Origin of the sequence: Xanthomonas prunicola (genome assembly GCF_025266575.1) — a bacterium.
Taxonomy (GTDB): Bacteria; Pseudomonadota; Gammaproteobacteria; order Xanthomonadales; family Xanthomonadaceae; genus Xanthomonas; species Xanthomonas prunicola.
Map to the genome: position 1 here is coordinate 4,283,451 of NZ_CP096142.1, position 17,394 is coordinate 4,300,844.

General features: G+C 65.5%; 17 protein-coding genes and 1 other RNA gene. 10 read left to right on the forward strand and 8 right to left on the reverse strand.

Annotation, left to right across the window (positions count from 1 at the left end):
- Positions 1 to 271: 271 nt before the first annotated feature.
- Positions 272 to 1,072 carry a dienelactone hydrolase family protein gene (locus tag M0D43_RS18320; RefSeq protein ID WP_252162498.1) on the forward strand — a complete coding sequence of 267 codons (801 nt, stop codon included), beginning with the start codon at positions 272 to 274 and terminating at the stop codon, positions 1,070 to 1,072.
- 199 nt (positions 1,073 to 1,271) lie between these two features.
- Here the strand turns inward: M0D43_RS18320 and M0D43_RS18325 are convergent, their stop codons facing one another.
- Positions 1,272 to 2,270, reverse strand: a complete 999-nt coding sequence (locus M0D43_RS18325) for a polyprenyl synthetase family protein (RefSeq protein ID WP_252162499.1) — start codon at positions 2,268 to 2,270, stop codon at positions 1,272 to 1,274.
- 273 nt (positions 2,271 to 2,543) lie between these two features.
- On the opposite strand from M0D43_RS18325, the gene M0D43_RS18330 reads away from it, so the two are divergent.
- From M0D43_RS18330 to M0D43_RS18355, 7 genes are all read left to right on the forward strand, one after another.
- A complete protein-coding gene (locus M0D43_RS18330) occupies positions 2,544 to 3,092 on the forward strand; it encodes a single-stranded DNA-binding protein (protein ID WP_252162500.1) in 549 nt (182 codons plus the stop codon).
- 269 nt (positions 3,093 to 3,361) lie between these two features.
- Positions 3,362 to 3,571 (forward strand): hypothetical protein, encoded by a 210-nt coding sequence (locus tag M0D43_RS18335; protein WP_252162501.1) that lies wholly within the window; start codon positions 3,362 to 3,364, stop codon positions 3,569 to 3,571.
- A 25-nt stretch (positions 3,572 to 3,596) separates the two neighbouring features.
- Positions 3,597 to 3,767, forward strand: a complete 171-nt coding sequence (locus tag M0D43_RS22220; RefSeq protein ID WP_425510680.1) for a hypothetical protein — start codon at positions 3,597 to 3,599, stop codon at positions 3,765 to 3,767.
- A gap of 323 nt (positions 3,768 to 4,090) precedes the next feature.
- Positions 4,091 to 4,993, forward strand: a complete 903-nt coding sequence (locus tag M0D43_RS18340; protein ID WP_252165122.1) for a hydroxypyruvate isomerase family protein — start codon at positions 4,091 to 4,093, stop codon at positions 4,991 to 4,993.
- Positions 4,994 to 5,023: 30 nt separating this feature from the next.
- Entirely contained in the window at positions 5,024 to 6,709 is a 1,686-nt protein-coding gene (locus M0D43_RS18345) for a GMC oxidoreductase (RefSeq protein ID WP_260807441.1), read from the forward strand.
- Entirely contained in the window at positions 6,709 to 7,284 is a 576-nt protein-coding gene (locus M0D43_RS18350) for a gluconate 2-dehydrogenase subunit 3 family protein (RefSeq protein ID WP_252162503.1), read from the forward strand. Before M0D43_RS18345 ends, M0D43_RS18350 begins: the two co-directional genes overlap by 1 nt.
- Before the next feature lie 44 nt (positions 7,285 to 7,328).
- Positions 7,329 to 8,072 carry a 3-keto-disaccharide hydrolase gene (locus M0D43_RS18355; RefSeq protein ID WP_252162504.1) on the forward strand — a complete coding sequence of 248 codons (744 nt, stop codon included), beginning with the start codon at positions 7,329 to 7,331 and terminating at the stop codon, positions 8,070 to 8,072.
- 34 nt (positions 8,073 to 8,106) lie between these two features.
- Here M0D43_RS18355 and M0D43_RS18360 read toward each other — a convergent pair.
- The 6 genes from M0D43_RS18360 to M0D43_RS18385 form a co-directional block, all read right to left on the reverse strand.
- Positions 8,107 to 8,185, reverse strand: a non-coding RNA gene (locus M0D43_RS18360) — sX9 sRNA.
- Positions 8,186 to 8,246: 61 nt separating this feature from the next.
- Entirely contained in the window at positions 8,247 to 8,543 is a 297-nt protein-coding gene (locus tag M0D43_RS18365; protein WP_252162505.1) for a c-type cytochrome, read from the reverse strand.
- An 18-nt stretch (positions 8,544 to 8,561) separates the two neighbouring features.
- Positions 8,562 to 9,428: a sugar phosphate isomerase/epimerase family protein gene (locus M0D43_RS18370; RefSeq protein WP_252162506.1), complete on the reverse strand. Its 867-nt coding sequence runs from the start codon at positions 9,426 to 9,428 to the stop codon at positions 8,562 to 8,564.
- 19 nt (positions 9,429 to 9,447) lie between these two features.
- Positions 9,448 to 10,572 carry a Gfo/Idh/MocA family protein gene (locus M0D43_RS18375; RefSeq protein ID WP_252162507.1) on the reverse strand — a complete coding sequence of 375 codons (1,125 nt, stop codon included), beginning with the start codon at positions 10,570 to 10,572 and terminating at the stop codon, positions 9,448 to 9,450.
- 12 nt (positions 10,573 to 10,584) lie between these two features.
- Positions 10,585 to 11,802 (reverse strand): nucleoside permease, encoded by a 1,218-nt coding sequence (locus M0D43_RS18380; RefSeq protein ID WP_252162508.1) that lies wholly within the window; start codon positions 11,800 to 11,802, stop codon positions 10,585 to 10,587.
- A 19-nt stretch (positions 11,803 to 11,821) separates the two neighbouring features.
- Complete coding sequence (locus M0D43_RS18385) at positions 11,822 to 12,874, reverse strand: sugar phosphate isomerase/epimerase family protein (RefSeq protein WP_252162509.1); 1,053 nt, start codon at positions 12,872 to 12,874, stop codon at positions 11,822 to 11,824.
- Positions 12,875 to 12,969: 95 nt separating this feature from the next.
- Between M0D43_RS18385 and M0D43_RS18390 the strand changes: the two genes are divergently transcribed.
- Positions 12,970 to 13,977: a LacI family DNA-binding transcriptional regulator gene (locus M0D43_RS18390; RefSeq protein WP_260807442.1), complete on the forward strand. Its 1,008-nt coding sequence runs from the start codon at positions 12,970 to 12,972 to the stop codon at positions 13,975 to 13,977.
- A 494-nt stretch (positions 13,978 to 14,471) separates the two neighbouring features.
- On the opposite strand, the gene M0D43_RS18395 is transcribed toward M0D43_RS18390, so the two are convergent.
- Positions 14,472 to 16,019, reverse strand: a complete 1,548-nt coding sequence (locus M0D43_RS18395; protein WP_252162510.1) for a sensor domain-containing diguanylate cyclase — start codon at positions 16,017 to 16,019, stop codon at positions 14,472 to 14,474.
- Positions 16,020 to 16,239: 220 nt separating this feature from the next.
- On the opposite strand from M0D43_RS18395, the gene M0D43_RS18400 reads away from it, so the two are divergent.
- Positions 16,240 to 17,247 (forward strand): zinc-dependent alcohol dehydrogenase family protein, encoded by a 1,008-nt coding sequence (locus M0D43_RS18400; protein WP_252162511.1) that lies wholly within the window; start codon positions 16,240 to 16,242, stop codon positions 17,245 to 17,247.
- The last annotated feature ends 147 nt before the right edge of the window (positions 17,248 to 17,394 follow it).

Here is a 17,394-nt window from a genome sequence, read left to right on the forward strand (position 1 = left end):
TCGGTGCTCGGAGTCGGCGAGTACTGCTCGCTGCAGTTGCTTTGCGCTGTCCACGTTCACCTAAACGTGCGAGCGAGGTCGTGTTGGCTGCTTCAACTCCAACGCCGCTGCGTCGATACGCTCGAAGTGAAACCGGCACGCTCAGCAACCGGAGATGTGCCCGGTACGCGTCGACCAACCAACTGCGGCGCAGTTGCCGGAAGTGGCGATGATGACCTCTCCTGCACGGCAGCAGCGCCTACACTCGCCCCACCATCCTGGGAGCAAGCACATGGACAAGCAACAGATATGGCGTGGCGTTGGATTGATCGGTGTCCTGGCCTCGCTGGCCTTCCCCGCAGGTGCGGCGATGCAGGCCAAGCCGCTGGAATGGACGATCGGCAAGGACACCTATAGCGGCGTGCTGGTGTACGACGATGCCGGCGATGCCAAGCGCCCGGGACTGGTGATGGTGCCCAACTGGCGCGGCGTCAACGACTCGGCGGTGACCAAGGCCAAGCAGCTGGCCGGCGACGATTACGTGGTGCTGGTGGCCGACGTGTATGGCAAGGGCAAGCGTCCAGCCAACGACAGCGAGGCCGGGCAGTTCGCCGGCGCCCTGAAGAAGGATCCGCCGGAGCTGCGCGCACGCGCGCTGAAAGCGGTGGATGTGCTCAAGGCGCAGGCCGGCAAGGCGCCGCTGGATGCATCACGTATCGGTGCGGTGGGGTTCTGCTTCGGCGGCACCACGGTGCTGGAGCTGGTGCGCTCAGGCGCGCAGCTGGCCGGTGTGGTCAGCCTGCACGGCGGTATCGCCACACCTAGCCCGGCCGCTGCCGGCGCGGCCAAAACGCCGCTGCTGGTGCTCAACGGCGCCGACGACAAGAGCGTGAGCAAGGCGGACATCGCCGCCTTCGAAACCGAAATGAATGCTGCAGGCGCCGACTGGCAGTTCGTCAATTTCAGCGGCGCGGTGCATTGCTTTGCCGAAGCCGATGCCAACAGCCCGCCCGGTTGCCTGTACAACCCGCGCGCGGCCAAGCGTGCGTACCGCATGCTGGGCGACTTTTTCGATGAGCGATTTGGTCAATAACCGGCATTGGTGATTCGGGGTTCGGCACTGGCAAGAGCGCGGTCCCGTCCTTCAACCAATCAACCCACTGAGTCCGTGCTCAGCGATGTGCACGGACCAGTGGTGCGGCCATCGAATGTCAGGATGCGTAAAAGCATGAGCGAAGCTGCTTTTGCGAATTCCCAATCCCCATTCCGTCCGGAGCGCCCAGCGCTCCGGATCAGTGCGTGCGTTCGACCGCATAGCGCGCCAGGCCGCGCAGCGCCGCCACTGCAGGGCTGTGCGGCACGGTGTCCAGGGCTTGTTCGGCAGCGGCAGCGTATTCGGCGGCGCGCCGGCGGCTGTAGTCCAGTCCGCCGGTGGCGTGGATGGCGGCCAATACTTCCGGCATCGCCGCCGCATCGCCTTGTTCGACGATCTGTCGCAGGCGCTCGCGGGTGGTCGAATCCGAATGTGCCATCGCGTGGATCAACGGCAGCGTGGCCTTGCCTTCGGCCAGGTCGTCGCCCAGGTTCTTGCCCAGATCCGCGGCTTCGGCTGCGTAATCGAGCACGTCGTCGGCGATCTGGAACGCGAAGCCCAGCTGCATGCCGTAGTCGTAAAGCCGTTGCTGCACATCGGCATCCGCGCCCGAGGCCAATGCACCCAGACGGGTGCCGGCGGCGAACAGCACGGCGGTCTTGCGCTCGATCACGCGCAGGTAGGCGGCTTCGTCGGTGTCGGGGTTATGCACGTGCAGCAGTTGCAATACCTCGCCTTCGGCGATGCGGTTGGTGGTGTCTGCCAGGATCTGCATCACTTCCATGCGATCCAGCTCAACCATCAACTGGAAGCTGCGCGAGTACAGAAAGTCGCCGACCAGCACGCTGGGCGCATTGCCCCATAGCGCGTTGGCGGTGCTGCGCCCGCGGCGCAGATCCGATTCGTCCACCACGTCGTCGTGCAACAGCGTGGAGGTGTGGATGAACTCGATGATCGCCGCCAACTGGTGATGCTCCGGGCCGGAGCCGCCAGCGGCATGGCCGGCCAGCATCACCAGCATCGGACGCAGGCGTTTGCCACCGGCGGAGATGATGTGATCGGCGATCTGGTTGATCAGCACGACGTCCGAGGCCAGGCGGCGGCGGATCAGCGCGTCGACCGCAGCCATGTCGGGCGCGGCGAGGGACTGGATCTGGGGCAGGCCCAGGACGGTGGGGAGGTCTTCGGCGATGGTCATGCGCAGCAGTTCGTGATGTGCATCGATTATAGGTGCCCGGGCCGGATCCGTCCCGCCGGGCGCAACCGGTGTCTTCACATTTGCCGCCCCGCGCAGTCGGGTCTAACCAGTAAAGGCCTGTCCGTGCTGGATTTCCGACCTTTGGCAGGGCGCTTGCCCGGCCCCCGCGCGCGGCAACCTGCCAGGACCGCCGAGGGGCAGGTGCGGTAACATTGCCGCACAAACATTCATCGCTGTGTGCCCCGGCGCCAGCGCATCATTTCGGAAGCACCTATGGCCCGCGGCATCAACAAAGTCATCCTCGTCGGCAACCTCGGCAACGATCCCGACACCAAGTACACCCAGGCCGGCATGGCGATCACCCGCGTCAGCCTGGCCACCACCAGCATGCGCAAGGACCGCGAAGGCAATAACCAGGAGCGCACCGAGTGGCATCGCGTGGTGTTCTTCGGAAAGCTGGGCGAAATCGCCGGCGAGTACCTGCGCAAGGGCTCGCAGGTGTATGTCGAAGGCGAACTGCGCTACGACAAGTACACCGGTCAGGACGGCGTGGAAAAGTACAGCACCGATATCGTGGCCAACGAGATGCAGATGCTCGGCGGCCGTGGTGAAGGCGGCGGCGGTGGCGGCATGGGCGGCGATCGCCCACAGCGCGCACAGGCCCCGCGTCAGCAAGGCGGCGGTGGCGGGCAGGGTGGCGGTGGATACGGCGGCGGTGGCGGTGGCGGTGGTCAGGACTATGCGCCGCGTCGTCAGCAGCCGGCCCAGCAGCAGTCGGCACCGCCGATGGACGACTTTGCCGACGACGATATTCCGTTCTAGAGGATACCTTTTTAGATATGTAAACAGAGGCTTTTGGCGCATTTGCCAAGGGCCTTTTTTATCTGCGTTGCTGGGCGTGGATGCCCTTATTGCGGTCAGCGTGAAGAAATCGGATCGGTGGAATAGAGATGTCGGTGCGCGCCTGAGTGCCTCAGGGAGTGAAGATGCATTCCGCTCGCGATCCAGGTCGGCACCGCAATGTTTTAGGCCGGCGCACTTTCGGTGACGCACGGTGGTGACGACCTTTCCGGTACCAATGGCTAATGCGCATGTGGTTTCTGGACTACGCCTCGGCGCTGATCGGTTGCTGGTCCGTGTTGCCAAGCGACGAGCGCGAGCACCTGCGCGCACAGGAATTCGATCACTTGGGTGGGCCGGAAGACTACGGCACGTCCGATTGGCCGGGGTGGGAGAAGTGCATTGGCAAGTCCGACCACCACAGCCGACGCTCAAAGACGCTGACGGGTAGGTTTACCTGATTCAGTCGACTACCGGCACTGCAAGATCGGGTCGTCCCGCCTCGTGCCGAATCGCTCAAGACAGTTGCAGTGCGCGAACCCGGAGCCGCTCAGGCTGCGGCATCAATGTGCTTCCGCGCATGCGTGGCAGGACGAACTGTCGCTCCATGCCAGGTTCGCCGAAAGCGAGTCGGGAACGCGTGGCTGGATCCTCTGAGATAGGCTGGGACGACCGCAGGAGAAACCGGGCGCTAGCGCGATGGTAGGCGTTAACACGTTGCCTGTTTGCGTGCGGAGCTGCTGACACAAGATCCCGATCGACATGGCCGGGATGGGCTGGGATTGTCTCGCTGTCCACCTTCTGCGACGCCCGACATTCCATCACCGTCCTGCAGCGACAGGCGCGACAGGGGTTTTGCCCTGCAGCAGGAATTTCGTGCACTGCGGCTTGCAAAAAAGCAATTCCCTACTTTATGGTGCAATCGATTGAATTGCGGCGAATGCCTAGCATTTGATACCGGTTGGGAGGCCGGAAAACGGATGTCTATCCAATCGAGCGGGCCGTCGCCGGCCGTGGGGTTCACGCGGCGAGATGCGCTGCGCGTTGCCGTTGCCGGGAGCGTTGGCCTCGGCGTCGTGGGCATGTTGCCTGCGTCTGCCGTTGCTGCTGCCGCGCCGCGCAAGGGCAACCTGAAGCATTCCGTGGCTCGCTGGACGTTTCCGCAGCAGTCGATCGCCCAGCTTTGCCAGACGGTGAAGGGTCTCGGGTTCGCCGCCATCGATCTGGTCGGCCCTGCGGATTGGCCCACGCTGAAGGCCAACGGCGTCTACAGCGCGATGTGCAACGGCGCGGAGATGGGGCTGGACAAGGGCTTCGCCGGAACTCAGTTCCACGACCAGCTGGTCGAGCGCTACACGCGGCACATCGACCTGGTCGCCGATGCCGGCTATCGCAACCTCATCTGTTTTTCCGGCAACCGCAACGGGATGGATCCCCAGCAAGGCATGGCCCACGCCGAAGCCGGACTCAAGCGCATCCTCGGCCATGCCGAGAAGCGCGGCGTGGTGTTGGTGATGGAACTGCTGAACTCCAAGGTCGATCACCCGGACTACCTGTGCGACCACTCGGCATGGGGCGTGGAACTGTGCCGACGGATCGGCTCGGACCATTTCGGCCTGCTGTACGACATCTACCACATGCAGATCATGGAGGGCGACATCATCGCCACCATCGGCAAGCATCACGCGTGCTTCAAGCATTACCACACCGCAGGCGTGCCTGGCCGGCACGAGATCGGAGACGATCAGGAACTGCACTATCCCGCCATCTGTCGCGCGATCCGCGATACCGGTTTCGACGGCTATCTGGCGCAGGAATTCATTCCTTCCGCGCCCGATCCCGTCGGCTCGCTGCGCGAGGCGATCCGCCTCTGCGACGTCTGAAACGCTATCCACCGAGGTGAAGTAGAACCCATGGCAGACAATCACTACGACGCCATCGTCGTTGGCTCGGGAATCAGTGGCGGTTGGGCGGCGAAGGAGCTGACCGAGAAAGGCCTCAAGGTCCTGATGCTGGAACGCGGGCGCAACATCGAGCACGTCAAGGACTATGTCAACGCGATGAAGGAAGGGTGGGATTTCCCGCACCACAACCAGCCGACCCAGGCGATGAAGGCCGACTATCTGGTGTTGAAGCGCGACTACGGCCTGGTCGAAAACCTGCAGGGCATGTGGGCCAACGAAAAAGAATCGCCCTACACCGAGATCAAGCGATTCGACTGGTTCCGCGGCTATCACGTGGGCGGCCGATCGCTGATGTGGGGACGGCAGAGCTATCGCCTGTCGGACCTGGATTTCCAGGCCAACCTCAAGGACGGCATCGCCACCGATTGGCCGATCCGTTACGCCGACATCGCGCCCTGGTACGACTACGTGGAGAGGTTCGCCGGCATCGCCGGCACGCGCGAGGGCCTGGACGTGTTGCCCGACGGCGAGTTCCTGCCGCCGATCCCGTTGAACATCGTCGAGAAGGACGTGGCCGCGCGGATCAAGAAGGCCTTTGGCGGGACCAGGCACCTGATCCACTCGCGTACCGCCAATATCACCCAGCCCATGGTCGAGCAGGGCCGCGTCAACTGCCAGTATCGCAACAAGTGCATCCTGGGCTGTCCTTTCGGCGCCTACTTCTCGACCCAGTCGGCGACGCTGCCGGCGGCGATGAAGACGGGCAACCTGACCTTGCGGCCCTTCTCGATCGTCAAGGAAGTGCTCTACGACAAGGACCGCAAGCGTGCGCGCGGCGTGGAGATCATCGATGCCGAGAGCGGACAGACCTATCAGTACACGGCCAAGGTCATTTTCCTCAATGCGTCTTCGTTCAACTCGAGCTGGCTGCTGATGAACTCGGCCACCGATGTCTGGGAAGGCGGGCTGGGGTCTTCGTCCGGCGAGCTGGGGCACAACGTGATGGACCATCATTTCGGCGCGGGCGCCTCCGGCCGGGTCGAGGGCTTTGAGGACAAGTACTACTTCGGCCGTCGTCCCTGCGGCTTCTACATTCCGCGGTTCCGTAATGTCGCTGCGGACAGGCGCGGCTACCTGCGCGGGTTCGGCTACCAGGGCGGCGCCAGCCGCACTGGCTGGTCGCGCGAGATCGCCGAACTGAACATCGGTGCCGACCTGAAGGACGCGCTGACCCTGCCGGGCGACTGGCGCATCGGCATGACCGGATTCGGCGAAATGCTGCCTCACCACGACAATACGATTCGCCTGGATCCGCAGCGCAAGGACAAATGGGGGTTGCCGGTGCTGGCGATGGATGTCGCGTTGCGCGCGAACGAAAAGGCTATGCGCAAGGACATGGCCGCCGATGCCGCCGAGATGTTCGAGGCGGCCGGGGTCAAGGACGTGCAGATGCACGACGACGACTACGCGCCGGGCAAGGGCATTCACGAGATGGGCACCGCCCGCATGGGGCGCGACCGCAAGAATTCTGTACTGAACCAGCACAACCAGGTGTGGGACGCGGCAAACGTCTACGTGACCGACGGCGCGTGCATGACCTCCAGCGCCTGCGTCAATCCCTCGCTGACCTACATGGCGCTGACGGCGCGGGCAGCGGACCATGCGGTGCGCGAACTGAAAGCGGGGAACCTGTGATGGAACGCCGCGAACTGCTGAAGATGATCGTCGCCGCCACGGGCGCGGCCATGGTCGGCCTGCCCGCGCTCGTGCAGGGGCAGACGCCGGCCGCGGGGACGAAACCGATCTTCTCCGCTGCCGAGGTCGGCTTGCTCGACGAGATCGCCGAGACCATCCTGCCGCGGACCAAGACCCCGGGAGCGAAGGACGCCGGCGCGGGCCAGTTCATGGCGCGATTGGTCACCGATTGCTACACCTCCCGCGAGCAGGCCACGTTCCGCGCCGGCCTGGCTGACATCGACAAACGCGCCGGCGGCCGGTTCGTGTCGCTGACGCCGCAGGCGCGCACCGAGTTGTTGCGCGTGCTGGACGCGGAAGCCCGCAAGCATCTGGTCAGGGTGACCGAGACGGGCACTCCCAAAGCGCTGGCCGCGATGCCGCATGCCTTCACGATGATCAAGCAATTGACCATCTTCAGCTTCTTCACCTCGAAGGTTGGTGCGACCGAGGTGCTGCGATACGTCGCCGTGCCGGGTCGCTACGACGGCGACCTGGCCTATGTGCCGGGCACGCCGGCCTGGGGGACCAATTGATGGACCGGAACGCATCGCCCATGCGCCATTTCCCGGAGACTCACATGCCCCGATCCTTCCTGCTGGCAGCCTGCCTGCTGGCCGCGATACCCGCGTTCGCACAGGCCGATCACGCGGGCGCGCGCGATCCGGCCCAGACGGAGGTGTGGACGCCGGTGCCCGCGATCGTGGCCACGCCTGCGGGCCGCGCGCCCTCCGATGCGATCGTGCTGTTCGATGGCAAGGATCTCTCGGCGTGGGAGTCGGAGCAGGGCGGACGGGTGCCCTGGAGCGTCGCCGACGGCGCATTGACCGTGGTGCCGGGCAGCAAGGGCATCCGAACCAAGCAGCGCTTCTGCGACATCCAGCTGCATGTCGAGTGGCGCACGCCGACTGCGACCCAGGGTTTCGACGGCCAGCAGCGTGGCAACAGCGGCATCTTCCTGCAGGAGCTGTATGAGCTGCAGGTGCTCGATAGCTACAACAACCCGACCTATGCCAACGGCCAGGCCGGCGCGATCTACAAGCAGGCCATTCCGCTGGTGAACGCCTCGCGTGCGCCGGGTCAGTGGCAGGCCTACGACATCATCTGGAAGGCGCCGCGCTTCTCGCAGGGCGGCGGGCTCGCGTCGCCCGCGCGCATCACCGTCCTGCACAACGGCGTGCTGGTGCAGAACGACACCGTCGTGGCGGGCAAGACCGAGTACATCGGCGCACCGTCGTACTCGCCGCATGCGTGCACGCCGATCCTGCTGCAGGAGCACGATTCCAAAGTCAGCTACCGCAACATCTGGGTGCGCGAGCTGTAGCGCCGGCACGCAGTGGGCGCGGGTAGCTGAGAGCGGCTAACGAACGAAACGTAGCGAGCAGTCGTCAGGTGGGCGTGGGCGGCGCGGAGGGACCGCAATGTACGGTGGTACATGCCGCACCGAGCACCGGCCGCGCCCGCCTGGCGGTGAGCGCAGTCGTTTTGTTCGTTGCTCTTATTGCGCCAGGAAGCTGGCGATATCGTCGATCTCCTGCTGCGACAACTGCGCAAAGGACGGCATCAAGCCGCCACCGTTGCGGATCTTCTCCTTGATCTGCGCCGGCGGCAGCCGCTTGCCCACGTCGGTGAGTGCGGGGAACGTGGGTGGGACGCCCGCGCGATTGGCGCCGTGGCAGGCCGTGCAGTGCGTTGCGTAGAGCTGCGCGCCGGCCGTCGGGTCGTCCTTGGACCACGCCGTGGTCGCAAGCGTCGCTCCCAGCAGCGCCGCGGCCATTGTCAGGATCGTTTTCAAGCAGGGCTCCTTTGCGTGCTAGCGCTGCGTGCCGGCGGGCAGGCTGACGGGCAGGTGTGCACGCAGGTAGTCGGCACCGGTCTGGATGACCCTGGCCGGATCGCGCGGCTGGTCGTGCTCGATGATGTACCAGCGCACGTCGGCCGCCGCTGCGGCAGGCAGGATCGCGTTCCAGTCCAGCACGCCGCGGCCCACGGCGGCGAAGCCGCCCTCGTCCTTGGCCTGGCCTTTCGGGGCATTGTCCTTGGCGTGTACCGCGAACATGCGGCCCTTGAACTTGCCCAGCATCACCGCCGGGTCGTCGCCTGCGCGCGCAACCCAGGCCAGGTCCAGCTCGGTCTCGAGATCGGGGCCGGCCGCCGCGAACAGCAGTTCCAGGCCGGTCTTGCCATTGAAGTCGACCAGTTCGAAGTCGTGGTTGTGGTATGCCAGGCGCATGCCCTTGGCCCGCACCCGCTTCGAGAGTTGGCCCAGTTCCTTACCCAATGCGGTCCAGCCCGCGGCATCGGTCGGCCGATCCTTCTGATCCAGGTAAGGCACTACCAGCGTGGTGTTGCCGATCGATCGGTTGAAGGCGACCGCGCCGTCCAGGTCCTTGCGCAGATCCGCCAGTTGCACGTGCGACGAGATTGCCTTGATCGAATACTTGTCCAGTAGCCGCTTGAGTTCTACGGCGCTGACGTTCTGCGTGCCGACCGTTTCCACCGCGCCCACGCCCGCGTCGTGGACGATCTTCAGCTGTTGGTCGAGCGAGCCGGCGTTGCGCAGCGAGTACATCTGCACCGCGATGGGTGTTTGCGGGCCGGCGGCGTCGCGTGCGAAAGCGGGCAGGGCGACGAGGAGCAGCAGTACGAGGGTCGCGGTCTTGCGTATAGCTGTATGCATCAAGAAGTCCTCCCGAGATTCAACCGATGGCCGTCCAGGCGCGCGACCTGGCCGATGTGATGACGCGATCGACGATCAGTGCCGAGCGCACCCCGTCTTCGAAAGTGGGCAGGCCGTCCGGCCGCTCGCCTTCGATGGCGCGATAAGTGTCGGCGACGAACGCCTCGAAGCAATCGCCGTAGCCTTGCGCGTGCCCGGCCGGCAATACCGACAGCCGGCGTTGTTCGGCACTGCCGGCACCCGGCCCGCGCACGAAGACCTCCTCGCGCTGGTCGGGACGGCCGATCCACAGCCGTTCGGCGTTCTCCTGGTCGAACGCCACGCTGGCCCTGGCGCCATCGATCTCGAACCAGAGGCGATTGCGGCGTCCCGCCGAGACCTGGCTGACCGTCAATGACGCCAGCGTGCCCGCGCCGGTTCTGAACATCGCCGCGGCCACGTCCTCGCTCGCGACCGCCTGCAGCGCGCCGCCCGCCGTCGGCGTGCTGAAGCTCTGCCCGGTGAGTGCGCCGCGCTCGGCGATCACGGTCGCGAAGGCCGCGCTGACCTCGACGAAACGCTCGCCGCCGACCCATTCCACCAGGTCGCACCAATGCGAGCCGATGTCGGCGAACACGCGCGAGGCGCCGCCCAGTGCCGGGTCCACACGCCAGTTGTTGCTGGCGGGGTCCAGCAGCCAGTCCTGCAGATAGCTGCCGTGGATCAGGCGCAGCGGCCCCAGCTCGCCCTGCGCGATGCGTGCGCGCGCCTCGCGGACCACCGGGTGATAGCGGTAGACGAAGGGAACCGTGGCGACCAGCCCGGTCGAGGTGGCCAGTGCCGCCACTGCCTGGGCGTCCTGCAATGTCGTGGCCAGGGGTTTCTCGCAGATCACGTGCTTGCCGGCGTGCAGCGCCGCCTGCGTCATGGCGCGGTGCAGATGGTTGGGCGTGCAGACGTGCACGACCTGCACCTGCGGATCGGCGACCACCTCCTCGATGTCGCGATAGGCGCGCGGCACATTCCAGGACTGCGCCACGTCGCGTGCGCGTTGCGGGGAGGAGGCAGCGATGCCGCGGACCTGCGCACCGGCCAGCAGCGCCGCGCGACGATGCACGGCGCCGATCATGCCCGTGCCGACGATGGCGATTCCAAGCTTGCGCATCGGGTGGGGTTCTCAGCGTGTGGAGGGAATGGTCGCGACGACCGGCCGGTCGCGAAACAGCAACAGGAAGGCGACCAGCACGACCAGCGCCACGCCTGCCGGGAACAGCCAGATCTGCTGCCAGTCCGGGCCCGCCGCGGTGGTGTAGTGCTCCACTACCGCGCCGGACAGGAACGTGCCGATCAACATCCCCACGCCGTAGGTGGCCAGGGTGATGAACCCCTGCGCGCTGCTGCGCGCGGCGGGGCCGGCATGTGCATCGGTGTAGATCTGGCCGGTGACGAAGAAGAAGTCGTAGCAGATGCCATGCAGCACGATGCCGATCACCAGCAGGGAAAAACCGCTGCCCGCATCGCCAAAGGCGAACATCACATAGCGCAGCACCCACGCCGCCATGCCCAGCGCCAGCATCGTCTTGACCCCCAGCCGCACGAACAGGAACGGCATGGCCAGCATCAGCAGCACTTCGGACACCTGGCCCAGCGACTGCAGGCCGGCCGCCCCACGCACGCCCAGATCGTTGAGATACGGGTTGGTGAAGTTGTAGTAGAACGCCAGCGGGATGCAGATGGCGATGGAGGCCAGGAAGAACACCAGATAGGAACGCGACTTGAGCAGCCGCAGCGCGTCCAGTCCCAGCATCTGTCCCAGCCCGGCGTCGCGCTGTTGCGCCAGCGGCGGCGTGTGCGGCAGGGTCAAGGCATACAGGCCCAGCGCCAGCGATGCCAGCGCCGCCATCCGGAACGTCAGTTCGAGCCGGTGCGCCTGTTCCCAGCCCAGCCAGCCGATCAGTACGCCCGCCACGATCCAGCCGACGCTGCCGGCCACCCGCACGGGCGGGAACTGTTTTTCAGGCGCTTGCATGTGCCGCATCGCCACGCTGTTGGCCAGTGCCAGCGTCGGCATGAACAGCAGCATGTACACCATGACGCAGGCGGAGAACATGCCGAAGCTCGTCGCCGTGGACGCCAGCCACATGAGCACCGCGCCGGCGAGGTGCAGCACCGCGAGGATGCGCTGCGCCGCGAAGTAGCGGTCCGCGATCAGGCCGACCAGGAATGGCGCCACGATGGCGCCGATGGACTGGCTCAGGAAGGCCGTCGCCACCTGGCTCGCGCTGGCCTGCAGGGGCCCCTGCACCAGGTACGTGCCCAGGGTCACGAACCATGCTCCCCAGATGAAGAACTGCAGAAACATCATCGCGCCCAAGCGCGACATGGTGTGCTTCATGGCTTGCCCTCCCAGGCTTCTATGTCCCCAGCATGCGGCGCAGCGATTCCGGATCGGCGCCGCTGTCGGCAAAGTCGTCGAAGGCACGTTCGGTCACGCGGATGATGTGCTCGCGGATAAACGCGGCACCCTCTCGTGCGCCGTCTTCCGGATGCTTCAGGCAGCACTCCCACTCCAGCACCGCCCAGCCCGGGAAATCGTACTGCGCGAACTTCGAGAAGATCGCCTTGAAGTCGATCTGGCCGTCGCCGAGCGAACGGAACCGCCCCGGACGATCGATCCAGTCCTGGTAGCCGCCGTAGACGCCGCTGCGCGCACTGGCGCGATACTCCGCGTCCTTGACATGGAAGATGCCGATGCGCGCGTGATACCGGTCGATGAAGCCCAGGTAGTCCATCTGCTGCAGCAGCAGGTGGCTGGGGTCGTACAGGATCTTGGCGCGTGGATGCTGGTCCACGACATCGAGGAAGCGCTCGAAGGTCGCGCCATCGTGCAGGTCCTCGCCTGGGTGGATCTCGAAGCACAGGTCCACGCCGCAAGCGTCGAAGGTATCCAGAATGGGGCGCCAGCGGCGACCGAGTTCGGCGAAGGCTTCTTCCACCAGCCCGGGCGGGCGTTGCGGCCAGGGGTAGAAGTAGGGCCAGGCCAGCGCGCCGGAGAACGTGGCATGCGCCGTCAGCCCCAGGCGCTGGCTGGCCTCGGCGGCCAACAGCAGTTGTTCGACCGCCCAGGCCTGGCGGGCGGCAGGATCACCGCGCTTGTCTGGCGGTGCGAATCCGTCGAACAGCTGGTCGTAGGCGGGGTGGACGGCAACCAGCTGCCCCTGCAAGTGGGTCGACAACTCGGTGACCTGCAGGCCGTGCCCGGCCAGCATGCCGGCGACGTCGTCGCAGTACGCCTGGCTCTGCGCAGCCTGGGCCAGATCGAACAGGTGGGGCGCGCTGGTCGGTACTTGTAGGCCAGAATAGCCGAGACCCGCGGCCCATCGGGCCAGCGTGTCCAAGCGATTGAAGGGAGGTGCGTCGGCGATGAACTGTGCCAGGAACAGCGCCGGACCCTTGAGCGTCTTCAACGTGTTTCGCCCTCATGCAATCGATTGAATCATCCTAGCATGGGCCACCCGCAAGACCCGTTGTGCACTGCACAGCAGAAACAAGAACCGAGGTCATGGCGACAACCATCTACGACATCGCAAAGCACGTCGGCGTCACCGCCGGCACGGTGTCGCGGGCGCTTTCCCGGCCGGACAAGGTCTTGCCGGCCACGCGCGCGCGCATCGAGCAGGCCGCCGCCGCGCTGGGCTATGTCCCCAACACGGTGGCCAGGACGCTCAAGACCCAGCGCAGCGGCAAGCTCCTGGTCACCGTGCCGGACATCGCCAATCCCTTCTTCGCCCAGATCCTGCAGGGCGCGGAGGACGCGGCGCAGGCCGTCGGCTACGCCGTCCTGCTGGGTGATACCCAGCACCAGCCCGATCGCGAGGAGCGCTACGCGCAGATGCTCCGACGTAACGAGGCAGACGGCCTGATCGTGCTGGGGCATGGCCTCCCGCCGACGGCGCGTGAGATCGTCAAGCAGCTAGGCGCCGCCGCGCCGGTGGTCAACGGCTGCGAGTTCGACCCGGCGCTGGGCATCCCCAGCGTCCACATCGACAACGCGGCCGCCGCGCGCGCCATGATGGAACATCTTTACGGACTGGGGCACGAGCGGGTCGCCGTGGTGGGCGGCCCGCCCGACAATCCGCTGCACCAGCAACGCCTGGAAGGGGCGCGGGCCTCCGCCAAGGCGCGCCGCCGCCTGCGCAGCCTGACCGTCGTGCCGGGCAATTTCTCGGTCGAATCCGGCCATGCGGCTGCGCTGGCGCTATTGGCCCGTACGCCCGCGCCGACCGCGATCTTCTGCTTCAGTGATCAGATGGCGTTGGGCGCCCTGGCCGCCTGCCGGGACCTGGGCGTCCGCGTGCCGGATGAGCTGTCCATTGTCGGCTTCGACGACCTGGCGTCGTCGAGTTACCTCACGCCGCCATTGACGACCATCCGGCAACCCATGCGGGAGATCGGTGTGCGCGCGGTCAGCCTGCTGCTCGCCATCATCGAAAGGGTGGACGTGCCGCTTCAGCAGACGCTGGATTTCAGCTTGATGTTGCGTGGATCCACTGCTGCACCCAGGGGGTAGGTGACCGCCGGCGTGGCGGCAACCGGGACTCTGGGCGCAGTTCCCGAAAGGGACCGGGCTTCCATCAGCCGTGTTGACCGATTTCCTGGATTCGGTCGACATCGCAGCCGTCGGCGATTCACGCAATCCTCGGGGTCAAGTCATTTAGGTGTTCCAGGCCACGTACTCGGGCGTCCGTTAGATGTGCACAACCGTTCTGAGGATTGCTTCGTCGATATGCCACCCAATGAAAGCCCGCATTGCGCGGGCTTCCCGCGTGATGGGTGCTATGCGCACATGTCGTCCGATGTCGTCCGATGTCGTCAGAGCGGCGACACGAGCGTGGCGGGGGCAGTGCTTGGTCTGATGGCGCGCGCCGTGCTTGCAGCGCCCATAGCCGCCGTCCGCGCAAGGGACGCAGTGCGTGGGCTGTGTAGGCGTTGCCCAAACTCGCAACGTCCAGGTCGCAACAGCAGCATGATCTTTGCGCCAAGCCGCCGGACCGCCTGAAGGCCTTACGCCGAGGTCCGATTCCGTCCCTTCTGCTTGGCGCGATACAGCGCCGAATCGGCATCGTGCAGGATGGCGTTGGGGCTCAGGGGCGCTTCGCCCGGTTTGAAGGTAGCTACGCCGATACTGACGGTGACATGCGCGCTGGTGGGGCTGGACAGATGCATCAGGCCGAGCTCGGCAACTGCATTGCGCACTGCGTCGGCCAAGCGCAGCGCGCCGGCAGCATCGGTGTGCGGCAAGATCATGCCGAACTCTTCGCCGCCGTAGCGCGCGGCCACGTCTTCGCTGCGTCGCGAGCAGGCCGCAATCGCGCCGGCGATCACGCGCAGGCAGGCGTCGCCGGTCACGTGGCCATAGGTGTCGTTGTAGAGCTTGAAGTGGTCGACGTCGATCATCAGCACCGACAACGGCGCCTGCAGGCGAACCGCTTCTTGCAGCGCGTGCGAGAGCCAGTGGTCGAAGGCGCGCCGGTTGGCAATACCGGTCAATGGGTCCATCCAGGCTTCGCTACTCAGCTTGGCTTCGTTGCGATGCATGCGGCGCAGTTGCAGATCCAGCCAAATCCCTACGCCCAGCAACAGCGCACAGCCAAGCGCGGCCACGCCGATGCGCTGACGCGCCGTTTCCCGCCAGTTCGCCAACGCATCGTCGACCGAGACGCCCGTCAGTACGGTGAGCGGATACGGCCGCGCCGGCGCGAAGCTGGAGATGCGCTCCACGCCGTCGATCGGCGAGCGATAGGCGGCGGTGCCGTGCTTGCGTGCGCGTAAGGTCATGTAGATCGACGTGCCCGCGATCGATGTGCCGATCACGCCCTGTTTGTCGGGCCTGCGCACGATCACGATGCCATCGTCGTTGGTCATGCCGATGGTGCCGTGCGGTCCGACTTCGAAGGTGCTGTAGTAGTTCTGGAAATACTTCAGCTGCAGGGTGACCAGCACGACGCCGGCGAACTCGCCACTGGGGGTATTGAGGCGGCGGCTCAACGTGATCACCCAGGAGCCGTCCGAGCGACTTTGCACGGGCGGGCCGACCAGCGACATGGCGTCGCGATGGTCGCGGTGGTATTTGAAATAGGCGCGATCGGCGTTGTTGTGTGTCCTGGGCGTGCTGTCCAGCGACGAGCTCACCCAGCTGCCGTCCGCTGCATAAATGAAGATGCCATGCAGCCGATCCGAGCGGCGCGCTTCGTGCACCAGAAACTCATGCATCGCCGAACGCGCGGCGCTGGAGGCCTGATCGTGCTCAACCCGCGACACCAGCCCGGACAGCACCGCGTCGGCAATGGACAGGGTGTCGCTGGCATGCTGCGCCAGCGAGTTGGCCAGATTCAGCGATTGCGCCTGGGCGCTGCGCAGCGCGGTCGCGCGCTCTTCATGGATGGACCAGTATTCCGAACCCAGCAGCAACATCCAGGACGCAGTCAGCACGAAATGCAGCGCGATGCGCTGTGCACGTTGCCGCCGCCGCTTGATTGTTGACGTCACTGTGGCTACCTGTCTGGACACCATGGCGATGCAATCGCCGTGCCAGCCTACGCGTGCCCGCACACGCGGCTAAGTGCCTAAATACGCGCAATGGCAGATCTGTGATTGACGCCTCACGCTGCATGCAACAGCCCGCTTGCGTGTTGCGGTACGCAAGCGGTTGCATGCGTGTTCGCTGCACGTGCGCGGGAAAACATCGCCAAGATGGTGGAGCTGGCTCGACTGCATTTGCGTAACGGCGCGCATGATACCTGGTGCGTTGAATCACGGTCAGGAATACTCCATGCAAGCCATTCGCCTTCGCCATCCCGCCGCAATTGCGTCGCTACAGTCGGTGACATTGCCCGATCCAGGGCAGCCTGCACGCGGTCAGATCCGCGTGCGTTTGCATGCCAGCTCGCTCAATTTTCATGATCTAGGCGTCGTGCTCGGCCGGATGCCGACCGAAGACGGGCGTATTCCGATGTCGGATGGCGCTGGCGTGGTGGAAGCGGTAGGGCCAGCGGTCGACGAATTCGCAGTGGGCGATCATGTGGTTTCCACCTTTTTCCCGCAGTGGCTGGATGGCGAGCCGTTGCATGCCGGTTTTGCCACCACGCCTGGCGACGGCGTCGACGGCTATGCACGCGCTGCGGTAGTTGCCGATGCGCACGCATTCACCCATGCGCCCCGCGGTTACAGCCATGCCGAGGCGTCCACGCTAACCACCGCCGGCGTTACGGCGTGGCGCGCGCTAGTGGTCAATGGGGGACTCAAGGCCGGTGACAGCGTGCTGGTCCTGGGGACCGGTGGCGTGTCGATTTTTGCGCTGCAATTCGCCAAAGCGATGGGTGCGCGTGTGATCGCGACGTCCTCGTCCGACGAGAAGTTGGAAAAGGTGCGTGCGCTCGGCGCCGACCACCTCATCAATTATCGGCAGCATCCCGAATGGTCGGCGCAGGTGCTGGACATCACCGACGGGCGTGGCGTGGACCACGTGGTCGAGGTCGGCGGGCCGGGCACGCTGACGCAATCGATCCGTGCGGCGCGCGTGGGTGGGCATATCGCCTTGATCGGCGTGCTGACCGGCGCAGCCGGAGATGTGCCGACCGCCGAAATGATGGGACGCCAGCAACGCCTGCAGGGATTGGTCGTTGGTAGCCGCAAGCATCAGCAGGACCTCGTGCGCGCGCTGGAGGGCTTACCGCTGAGGCCGGTCATCGACCGCAGCTACGCGCTGGAAGAGATCGGCGAGGCATTCGAGTTGCAGAAATCCGGTGGTCACCTCGGCAAGATCGCGTTGGAGTTCTGACTCATCCTGCTGCGATGCGCGCCGGCGGTGCAGGGCACTGCCTGCGCATGCGTTCACTGTTTCAGTGGTTGCAAGCAGTGCTGCACGTATAGCGATTGTTGGCGAGCGCGATCGACGCCCATCGCTCGCACCGTCGATCTCCAAGAG

Excerpts from the sequence above, each read along its gene's own strand:
- M0D43_RS18325 (WP_252162499.1), bottom strand. The coding sequence starts at position 2,270 with ATGACCATCGCCGAAGACCTCCCCACCGTCCTGGGCCTGCCCCAGATC.
- M0D43_RS18400 (WP_252162511.1), top strand. The coding sequence starts at position 16,240 with ATGCAAGCCATTCGCCTTCGCCATCCCGCCGCAATTGCGTCGCTACAG.
- M0D43_RS18320 (WP_252162498.1), top strand. The coding sequence starts at position 272 with ATGGACAAGCAACAGATATGGCGTGGCGTTGGATTGATCGGTGTCCTG.
- M0D43_RS18380 (WP_252162508.1), bottom strand. The coding sequence starts at position 11,802 with ATGAAGCACACCATGTCGCGCTTGGGCGCGATGATGTTTCTGCAGTTC.
- M0D43_RS18350 (WP_252162503.1), top strand. The coding sequence starts at position 6,709 with ATGGAACGCCGCGAACTGCTGAAGATGATCGTCGCCGCCACGGGCGCG.
- M0D43_RS18335 (WP_252162501.1), top strand. The coding sequence starts at position 3,362 with ATGTGGTTTCTGGACTACGCCTCGGCGCTGATCGGTTGCTGGTCCGTG.
- M0D43_RS18330 (WP_252162500.1), top strand. The coding sequence starts at position 2,544 with ATGGCCCGCGGCATCAACAAAGTCATCCTCGTCGGCAACCTCGGCAAC.
- M0D43_RS18355 (WP_252162504.1), top strand. The coding sequence starts at position 7,329 with ATGCCCCGATCCTTCCTGCTGGCAGCCTGCCTGCTGGCCGCGATACCC.
- M0D43_RS18370 (WP_252162506.1), bottom strand. The coding sequence starts at position 9,428 with ATGCATACAGCTATACGCAAGACCGCGACCCTCGTACTGCTGCTCCTC.
- M0D43_RS18375 (WP_252162507.1), bottom strand. The coding sequence starts at position 10,572 with ATGCGCAAGCTTGGAATCGCCATCGTCGGCACGGGCATGATCGGCGCC.
- M0D43_RS18345 (WP_260807441.1), top strand. The coding sequence starts at position 5,024 with ATGGCAGACAATCACTACGACGCCATCGTCGTTGGCTCGGGAATCAGT.
- M0D43_RS18390 (WP_260807442.1), top strand. The coding sequence starts at position 12,970 with ATGGCGACAACCATCTACGACATCGCAAAGCACGTCGGCGTCACCGCC.
- M0D43_RS18340 (WP_252165122.1), top strand. The coding sequence starts at position 4,091 with ATGTCTATCCAATCGAGCGGGCCGTCGCCGGCCGTGGGGTTCACGCGG.